We start from the raw sequence: 10,250 nt of genomic DNA, 5'->3' as shown, positions 1-10,250 counted from the left end.
CGATACCCCGGCCAATGACGTCTACAACAATGGCAGCACCGTCAGCACCACCATTGCCGGTGCCACGGGTGGCAACTTTGAAAGCCTGGTGCCAAGCACTGCACCTGCCGTGACGACGATTACCGATTCGGTGGACGCCACCGGTCTGAGTTTGTCAGCTTCCACTGAAGTGGCAGAAGGTGGCTCGATTGTTTACACCGCAACCCTGACCAACGCTGCCGGCACTCCGGTCACCGTGACTCTGAGCAACGGCGCGGTGATCAACATCGCTGCCGGTGCTACCACCGGCACCGTGACCGTCGATGCTCCGACTGACGACGTCTACAAAGATGCCGGCAAGGTGGAAGTCAGCATTGATACCGCCACCGGCGGTAACTTCGAGAGTTTGGTGCCAAGCACCACGCCAGCCGTCACCGACGTGACCGATACCATCGACACCTCGACCGTGCGCCTGACCGCAACTTCCTCCGTGGCTGAAGGCGGCACTGTGGTTTACACCGCCTCGGTCAACGCCCCGGTAACCGGCGCTCCGCTGGTCATCACTCTGTCGAACGGCCAGAGCATCACCATCCCGGTTGGCTCCAGCTCCGGTTCGGTGAACTTCGTTACGCAGAACGACGCCCTTGCCGGCAGCGACAACCTGAGCGTGAAGATCGATGACGCTCAGGGCGGTAACTACGAAAAACTGGACATTGATGCCACTCCGGCTGACACCACCGTTACCGATGTGCAGGACTCGACTGGCCTGACCTTGAGTGCAACCGATACCGTTGCTGAAGGCGGCTCGATCGTTTACACCGCGACATTGACCAATGCTGCCGGCACTCCGGTCACCGTGACCCTGAGCAACGGCGCGGTGATCAACATCGCTGCCGGCGCTACCACCGGCACTGTGACCGTCGATGCGCCGACTGACGACGTCTATAAAGATGCCGGCAAAGTTGAAGTCAGCATCGACAACGCAACGGGCGGCAACTTCGAGAATTTGGTGCCAAGCACCACTCCGGCCGTGACCGATGTCACCGATACCATCGATACGTCGACTGTCAGCCTGTCCGCGACGTCCTCAGTGGCTGAAGGCGGCACTGTCGTTTACACCGCATCGGTCAACTCTCCGGTGACCGGCGCTCCGTTGGTCGTCACCCTGTCGAACGGCCAAAGCATCACCATTCCAGTGGGCTCCAGCTCCGGTTCGGTGAACTTCGTTACTCAGAACGACGCCCTTGCCGGCGGCGATAACCTGAGCGTGAAAATCGACGACGCCCAGGGCGGCAACTACGAAAAACTGGACATCGACGCCACTCCGGCGGACACCACCGTTACTGACGTGCAGGACACCACTGGCCTGACGCTCTCGGCCAGTGACACCGTTGCAGAAGGCGGCTCGATCGTTTACACCGCAACATTGACCAACGCCGCTGGGTCGCCAGTCACCGTGACCCTGAGCAACGGTGCGGTGATCAACATCGCTGCCGGCGCTACCACTGGCACGGTCACCGTCGATGCGCCGACTGACGACGTCTACAAAGACGCCGGCAAAGTTGAAGTCAGCATCGACAATGCAACGGGCGGTAACTTCGAGAACCTTGTCCCGAGCACGACTCCGGCAGTGACTGATGTCACTGACACCATCGATACCAGCACCGTTTCACTCACTGCGACCGCGAATGTCGCCGAAGGCGGTACTGTCGTTTACACCGCTTCGGTCAACGCCCCGGTAACCGGCGCTCCGCTGGTCATCACCCTGTCGAACGGTCAAAGCATCACCATCCCGGTTGGCTCCAGCTCCGGTTCGGTGAACTTCGCTACCCAGAACGACGCCCTTGCCGGCGGCGATAACCTGAGCGTGAAGATCGACGACGCCCAGGGCGGCAACTACGAAAAACTGGACATCGACGCGACTCCGGCGGACACCACCGTTACTGACGTTCAGGACTCGACCGGTCTGAGCCTGAGCGCTACCGATTCGGTTGCTGAAGGCGGTCAGATCACCTACACCGCAACCCTGACCAACGCCGCTGGCACTCCGGTCACCGTGACCCTGAGCAACGGCGCTGTCATCAACATCGCTGCCGGCGCCACCACCGGCACGGTCACCGTCGATGCGCCGACTGACGACGTCTATAAAGATGCCGGCAAAGTTGAAGTCAGCATTGATACCGCCACCGGCGGTAACTTCGAGAGTTTGGTGCCAAGCACCACGCCAGCCGTCACCGACGTGACCGATACTATCGACACGTCGACCGTGAGCCTGACCGCAACTTCCTCCGTGGCTGAAGGCGGCACCGTGGTTTACACCGCCTCGGTCAACGCCCCGGTGACCGGCGCTCCGCTGGTGATCACCCTGTCGAACGGTCAAAGCATCACCATCCCGGTTGGCTCCAGCTCCGGTTCGGTGAACTTCGTTACCCAGAACGACGCCCTTGCCGGCGGCGACAACCTGAGCGTGAAGATCGATGACGCACAGGGCGGTAACTACGAAAAACTGGACATCGACGCCACTCCAGCGGACACCACCGTTACTGACGTTCAGGACTCGACCGGTCTGAGCCTGAGCGCTACCGATTCGGTTGCTGAAGGCGGTCAGATCACCTACACCGCAACCCTGACCAACGCCGCTGGCACTCCGGTCACCGTGACCCTGAGCAACGGTGCTGTCATCAACATCGCTGCCGGCGCTACCACTGGCACGGTCACCGTCGATGCGCCAAAAGACGACGTCTACAAAGACGCCGGCAAGGTCGAAGTCAGCATCGATAACGCCACCGGCGGCAACTTCGAGAATCTGGTACCAAGCACCACGCCGGCAGTGACTGATGTCACCGACACCATCGACACCAGCACCGTTTCGCTCACCGCGACCGCGAATGTGGCCGAAGGCGGCACCGTGGTTTACACCGCTTCGGTCAACGCACCCGTGACTGGCGCTCCGTTGGTCGTGACGTTGAGCAACGGCCAGAGCATCACCATTCCGGTCGGCTCCAGCTCCGGTTCGGTGAACTTTGTTACCCAGAACGACGCCCTCGCTGGCGGCGACAACCTGAGCGTCAAGATCGACGACGCCCAGGGCGGCAACTACGAAAAACTGGACATCGACGCGACTCCGGCGGACACCACCGTTACTGACATTCAGGACACTACCGGCCTCACGCTCTCGGCAACTGACACCGTCGCCGAAGGCGGCTCGATCGTTTACACCGCAACATTGACCAATGCCGCTGGCTCGCCGGTGACCGTGACTTTGAGCAACGGCGCCGTCATCAACATCGCCGCCGGCGCCACCACCGGCACCGTGACCGTCGATGCGCCGACTGAAGACGTCTATAAAGATGCCGGCAAGATCGAAGTCAGCATCGATAACGCATCGGGTGGTAACTTCGAAAACCTAGTCCCAAGCACCACGCCAGCCGTCACCGACGTGACCGACACCATCGACACGTCGACTGTCAGCCTGTCCGCGACGTCCTCAGTGGCTGAAGGCGGCACTGTCGTTTACACCGCATCGGTCAATGCCCCGGTAACCGGCGCTCCGCTGGTCGTAACGTTGAGCAACGGCCAGAGCATCACCATTCCAGTCGGCTCCAGCTCCGGCTCGGTGAACTTCGCTACCCAGAACGACGCCCTCGCTGGCGGCGACAACCTGAGCGTCAAGATTGATGATGCCCAGGGTGGTAACTACGAAAAACTGGACATCGACGCGACTCCGGCGGACACCACCGTTACCGATGTGCAGGACACCACCGGCCTTACATTGAGTGCAACCGACACCGTTGCTGAAGGCGGTTCGATTGTTTACACCGCGACATTGACCAACGCCGCTGGCACTCCGGTCACCGTGACCCTGAGCAACGGTGCTGTCATCAACATCGCTGCCGGTGCTACCACTGGCACCGTCACTGTCGATGCTCCGACCGAGGACGTCTACAAAGACGCTGGCAAAGTTGAAGTCAGCATTGATAACGCCACCGGCGGTAACTTCGAGAACCTGGTACCAAGCACCACGCCGGCAGCGACTGATGTCACTGACACAATCGACACCAGTACCGTTTCGCTCACCGCGACCGCAAATGTAGCTGAAGGCGGCACCGTCGTTTACACCGCCTCGGTCAACGCCCCGGTAACCGGCGCTCCGTTGGTTGTGACGTTGAGCAACGGCCAGAGCATCACCATCCCGGTGGGCTCCAGCAGCGGTTCGGTGAACTTCGTTACCCAGAACGACGCCCTTGCTGGCGGCGACAACCTGAGCGTGAAGATCGACGACGCACAGGGCGGTAACTACGAAAAACTGGACATCGACGCCACTCCAGCGGACACCACCGTTACCGATGTGCAGGACTCGACCGGTCTGAGCCTGAGCGCTACCAATTCGGTTGCTGAAGGCGGTCAGATCACCTACACCGCAACCCTGACCAACGCCGCTGGCACTCCGGTCACCGTGACCCTGAGCAACGGCGCCGTCATCAACATCGCTGCCGGCGCTACCACTGGCACCGTGACTGTCGATGCTCCGACCGAGGACGTCTACAAAGACGCTGGCAAAGTTGAAGTCAGCATCGATAACGCCACCGGCGGTAACTTCGAGAACCTGGTACCAAGCACCACGCCGGCAGTGACTGATGTCACCGACACCATCGACACCAGCACCGTTTCGCTCACCGCGACCGCGAATGTGGCCGAAGGCGGCACCGTGGTTTACACCGCTTCGGTCAACGCACCCGTGACTGGCGCTCCGTTGGTCGTGACGTTGAGCAACGGCCAGAGCATCACCATTCCAGTCGGCTCCAGCTCCGGTTCGGTGAACTTCGCTACCCAGAACGACGCCCTCGCTGGCGGCGACAACCTGAGCGTCAAGATCGACGACGCCCAGGGCGGTAACTACGAAAAACTGGACATCGACGCCACTCCAGCGGACACCACCGTTACCGATGTGCAGGACTCGACCGGTCTGAGCCTGAGCGCTACCAATTCGGTTGCTGAAGGCGGTCAGATCACCTACACCGCAACCCTGACCAACGCCGCTGGCACTCCGGTCACCGTGACCCTGAGCAACGGCGCCGTCATCAACATCGCTGCCGGTGCCACAACCGGCACCGTGACCGTCGATGCACCGACTGACGACGTCTATAAAGACGCCGGCAAGGTCGAAGTCAGCATCGATAACGCCACCGGCGGTAGCTTCGAGAATCTGGTACCAAGCACCACGCCAGCCGTTACCGACGTGACCGACACCGTCGACAACACCACCGTCAGCATCACCGGCAGCACCTCCGTCACCGAAGGCCAGGCCGCCACATACACCGTGAGCCTGACGAACCCGGCGCAAACCGAAGTGACGCTCAAGATCGTCTACAGCGGCACCGCCGCCGACGGTACGGACTTCACTGGCGTCTACACCGTGAAGATCCCGGCCAACGCCACCAGCGCCACTTTCAACGTGGCGACGCTGGACGACAAGATCACCGAAGGTACCGAAAACTTCGTGGTCAAGATCGACTCGGCCACTGGCGGCAATTTTGAGAACCTGGCGGTCAGCGGCACCAACGGCAGCGTCAGCACCTCGATCATCGACAACGATGCACCGCCGGTACTGGACCTGGATGCCAACAACTCCAGCGGCAAGACCGGCGCCGATTATCAGGTAACCTTCACCGAAGGCACCACCGGCCCGGGCGTGTCCATCGGCGACACCGACCTGAAAATCACCGACCCGGACAGCACGATGCTGACCGGCGCCACCATCGTGCTGACCAACCGTCAGCCCGGCGATGCGCTGAACCTGGGTAACAGCGTCAACGGCATCAGCATCAACGCCAACAGCACCAACGGCACCGTCACGCTGACCCTGTCGGGCAATGCGACGCTGGCCGACTACATGCAGCAGATCAAGAACATCAGCTTTACCAACAGCAGCGACGACCCGAGCACCGTGCCGCGCACCATCACCGTGACGGTGACCGACGGTACGAGCTACTCCAACACCGCGACCACCACCGTGAACGTGGTCGGGGTCAACGATGCGCCGGTCGCAACCGGCGGCGCGGTGACCGGTACCGAAGACACTTCGCTGATTCTTGGCTGGTCGACCTTTGGTGTCAGCGATGTGGACAGTTCCGCATCCAGCCTTGGGGTAAAAATCACCGGGCTGCCCGCCGACGGCAAGTTGCAGTATCTGGACGGTGCGACCTGGAAGGACGTGGCCAATAACCAGACCTTCACCAAAACCGACATCGACGCCGGCAAACTGCGCTTCACACCGGATACCCATGAATCCGGCGCCAACGGCAACGCAAACGGCGTGGGCGATCAGAAGTCCGATTACGCGCAGATCAAGTTCCAGCCAACCGACGGTCAAGCGCTGGGCAGCACCGGCACAGTGAAGATCGACATCACGCCGGTCGCCGACGCACCGACCCTCAACGTGGCCGGCAACGCCGTGACCTCCACTGGCCTGGTCAAGGAAGTCTGGACTGGCCTGTCGGGCCTGGGCACCGATGGCAACGGCGCACCGTCCGGTACGCTGAAGTCGGTGATCGATGCCGCCGGAACCCCCAACAGCAGCACCACCGTGAACAACGTGCAGTCCGACAGCAACGTGAATCCGGGCACCGCATCGAAAACCTCGGGCCTGATTTTCCTCGAAGCCGGCAAGACCTACACCTTCAGCGGTACCGGCGATGACAGCCTGCTGGTGACCATCGGCGGCAAGAATGTCGCGGGTATCACCTGGGGAGCGGGCGGCCAGCTCAATGGTTCGTTCACCCCAACCACCAGCGGCTACTACACCCTGGACATCTACCACCACAACCAGACCGGCCCGGGCAGCTATGACGTGAACCTGTCGGTCAACGGCAGCACCCCGACCGACCTGAGCAGTGCCGGCGTGCCGCTGTATACCGGCGTGGCTGATCTGGTGAATGCGGGCGTCTCTGTTTCGGACCTGCACGGCACCAATGGCGAAGGCTACTACGACGGCTTCAAGCTCAACGAAGGCGCCGAAGGTGGCAGCGTGAACCTGTCGAAGATCACCACCGCCCTGACCGATACCGACGGCTCCGAAAGCCTGAGCATGAAAATCAGCGGTATCCCGGAAGGTAGCGTACTGAGCGACGGTGCCGGCCACACAGTGACCGTAGGCAGCAATGGCGAGGCCTCGGTCACCGGCTGGAATCTGGGCAGCCTGACCCTGACGCCACCGACCTACTACAACGGCCAGTTCAACCTGACCGTGACATCGACCTCCACCGAAGCCCTCGGCGGGTCGGCAACCACCACGGCGCAGATTCCGGTCACGATTTATCCGGCGGTCTACAACTCCGCCACGGCCACCTCTGGCAGTGACAACGTCACCGGCACCGACGGCAACGACATTGTGGTCGCCGACATCGGCGGGCTGACCGTCGTGCCAGGCGTCAACTACAACATCGCCTTCATGGTCGACAGCTCCGGCAGCATGAGCGCATCGTCCGTCACAGCCGCCAAGGACTCGCTGACGTCGGTGTTCAACACCCTCAAGCAGAGCATGGGCGGCAACTCCGGGACGGTGAACATCTTCCTGGCGGACTTTGACAGCCAGGTGAATAAAACCGTATCGGTCAACCTCAATGACCCGAACGCACTCGTGCTGCTCAAAAGCGTGCTGGATTCGATGGTGTCTGGCGGCGGCACCAACTATGAGGACGTGTTCAAGACCACGGCCAACTGGTTCAAGAGCAGCGAAGCCCTGAGCAACACCGGGGCGAAGAACCTGACGTACTTCATCACCGACGGTGAGCCGACTTACTATCAGTCCGGCGAGCAGACGAACCCGACCCTGTACGGCAACGTGAAGCTCGACAGCTTGATCACCACGACCAACTACAAGCTGGGCCAGACGTTCAGCGCCGAGCTCGACAACACCCACCGCGTTCAGGTCGACGAATCCGGCAACCTCTCCCTGCTCACCTGGAAAAAATCCTGGGGCGGTTACTGGAGCAGTGAGGAATTGGGTACGTTGCGCGCCCAAGGTGATGGTACCTACGAGTTGTCGTACCGCGACGGCACCGGCAGCAGCACCGGCTCGACCACCACCAGCAACTCCCTGAGCGCCTTCGCGCTGTTGAGCTCGGTGTCTGGCGTGGAAGCCATCGGCCTGAACAAAGGCGTGACGCTGGACGACCTGAAGGACTACGACTCGGACAAAACTCCGCAGACCAATATCGACCCCAAGGACCTGGCCAACTCCATCATCGGCCACACCGAAGCGACTCTACCGGGCGCCGACACGGTCAACGGGGCCGCTGGCAACGACATCCTGTTCGGCGACCTGGTGAGCTTCAACGGCATCGCCGGCGAGGGTTATCAGGCCATTCAGGCATTCGTGGCCCAGCAGAACGGTGTGGAAGTCAGCAAAGTCACCACCAGCAACGTGCACCAGTACATCACCGAGCACTACAACGCTTTCGATGTGTCCGGTGCCAACGATGGCAATGACACGCTGCTGGGTGGTGCCGGTAATGACATCATCTTCGGCCAGGGCGGCAACGACCTGCTCGACGGTGGCAAGGGCAATGACATCCTGCTGGGCGGCAAAGGCAACGACACGCTGATCGGCGGCCAGGGCAATGACACCCTGATCGGTGGCCTGGGTGGCGACACCTTTGTCTGGAAGTCCGGCGACACCGGCACCGACGTGATCAAGGACTTCAAGGCCAGCGAAGGTGACCGGATCGACCTGCGGGATCTGTTGCAGGGCGAAACCGGCAGCACCATCGACCACTTCCTGAAGATCAGCACAGTCGATGGCGTGTCGTCGCTGCAGGTCAGCACCTCCGGTAATTTCAATGGGGGCGACGCCGCAGCGGCCACCCCTGACGTGACGATCAAACTGGAAGGTAACAACTGGTCGAACATGAACCTGAACTCGTTGATCGCCGGCAGTGATCCGACCATCAAGGTCGATCACAACAACAGCTGAACCTGACACAAATATCGTGGCGAGGGAGCTTGCTCCCTCGCCACGATAAGTGTTCATACTCCCCCACAGTTGGCCTATGCTGCCCAGCATGACGCCGCTTCATACATGAGGGATGCCCGATGTTTTATGTGCAACGCGATGCACAAGGCCTGCTGGTGCGCGTGGAAGCCACCGCTTATGCGGAGGCCACCGAAACCCTGCCGGCCGACAGCCACGAGATCCAGGACTGGTTCGCCAACCAAGCGGTAGAAAACAGCCTCAAGCAGCTCAAGCAGAGCGACCTGGAAATGATCCGGGTACTCGACGACTTGATCCAGGTGCTGACCAGCAAAGGCGTCATCCGCGTCACCGACCTGCCACCCGCGGCCCAGGCCAAGCTGATGGACCGCAACCAGGCCCGGGAAGCCTTGGGTGGGTTGAGCCGGTTGATCGATGATGATGAGAAGGGGTTGATCTAGGCCTGGTTTCATCGGTGTCGGGGCTGCCCTCATCGCGAGCAGGCTCGCTCCCACAGGGGACGGGGTAAGTCGCAGATATTGCCGTCACGCAGTTCTTATGTGGGAGCGAGCCTGCTCGCGATGGCAATCTTCAATCCACCACAGGCCTGTCAGCTCGACGCTGGCACTTCAAGCCGATCCATCGCCCGCTCCACCAACAAATGCACCCCGTCGGCCATTCGACTGATCACCAGGATCACGCTGCGGCGCGAGCCGTCGACGTCATCAGCCAGATCGGCGGCGATGGCGCTGATGGACAGCAGGTCTTCGGAGGCATTGGCCAGTAGGGTTTCGGTGTCGATGTCTGGGGAGACCATGAACAGTTGCGCCGTTGAGGCTTGGCCGGATACGTCGCCGGTGGGTTTTGGATTGAGGTAATAGTCGAGGTCGCGTTGGGCCGCTTCGTCGAGTGTGGTGGAGCTGTGTGAGGTGTTTTCCGCTGTTGTCATTGGGAACTCCTAAACGACTAGTAAGGAGCCTTTGCTACATAGCCAGTCCAAATGAGATCGCTGAATGGCATGGGCCGTTTCGCCCTAAACAGATATTTCGGACTTGCACGTCCGTGTCACCGTTTTTTCAGTGACAAACCCAGACTAGCCACGAGGCAGACGCCGGACAAGTTCACCAAGTTCGCTACAACTCGAAGGAAATCTCCTAGGACCTTACTTTTAGAGGGGGGTGTATATCCGTTTCTGCGGTAACGGCTACTGGCGGTTCCGCTCTTACAGCGGCTCACTTTTGGAAGAGCGCCAAAAGTAAGCAAAAACGCTTTGCGGTATGACTCACCCACATGGGTTACA

General features: G+C 60.8%; 2 protein-coding genes and 1 pseudogene. 2 read left to right on the top strand and 1 reads right to left on the bottom strand.

The annotated features are described in order from the left end of the window. Together MA884_RS27465 and MA884_RS27460 are read left to right on the top strand one after the other, a co-directional pair. A pseudogene (locus tag MA884_RS27465) lies at window positions 1–8,953 on the top strand (LapA family giant adhesin); the annotation flags it as partial. Window positions 8,954–9,072: 119 nt separating this feature from the next. Continuing rightward, window positions 9,073–9,411: a hypothetical protein gene (locus MA884_RS27460; RefSeq protein ID WP_047230543.1), complete on the top strand. Its 339-nt coding sequence runs from the start codon at window positions 9,073–9,075 to the stop codon at window positions 9,409–9,411. A 149-nt stretch (window positions 9,412–9,560) separates the two neighbouring features. Here MA884_RS27460 and MA884_RS27455 read toward each other — a convergent pair whose 3' ends face one another. Further along, on the bottom strand, window positions 9,561–9,899 hold the full coding sequence (locus tag MA884_RS27455) for a DUF6124 family protein (RefSeq protein WP_256233437.1): 339 nt from the start codon (window positions 9,897–9,899) through the stop codon (window positions 9,561–9,563). Window positions 9,900–10,250: the final 351 nt, after the last annotated feature.

The organism is Pseudomonas sp. Q11 (assembly GCF_024494355.1).
GTDB classification, from domain to species: Bacteria; Pseudomonadota; Gammaproteobacteria; order Pseudomonadales; family Pseudomonadaceae; genus Aquipseudomonas; species Aquipseudomonas hefeiensis.
The sequence above is the reverse complement of the archived record's forward strand: the minus strand, read 5'-3'. Positions and strand labels throughout refer to the sequence as shown.

Coding starts and splice junctions, on each gene's coding strand:
- MA884_RS27455 (WP_256233437.1), bottom strand. CDS start 9,899: ATGACAACAGCGGAAAACACCTCACACAGCTCCACCACACTCGACGAA.
- MA884_RS27460 (WP_047230543.1), top strand. CDS start 9,073: ATGTTTTATGTGCAACGCGATGCACAAGGCCTGCTGGTGCGCGTGGAA.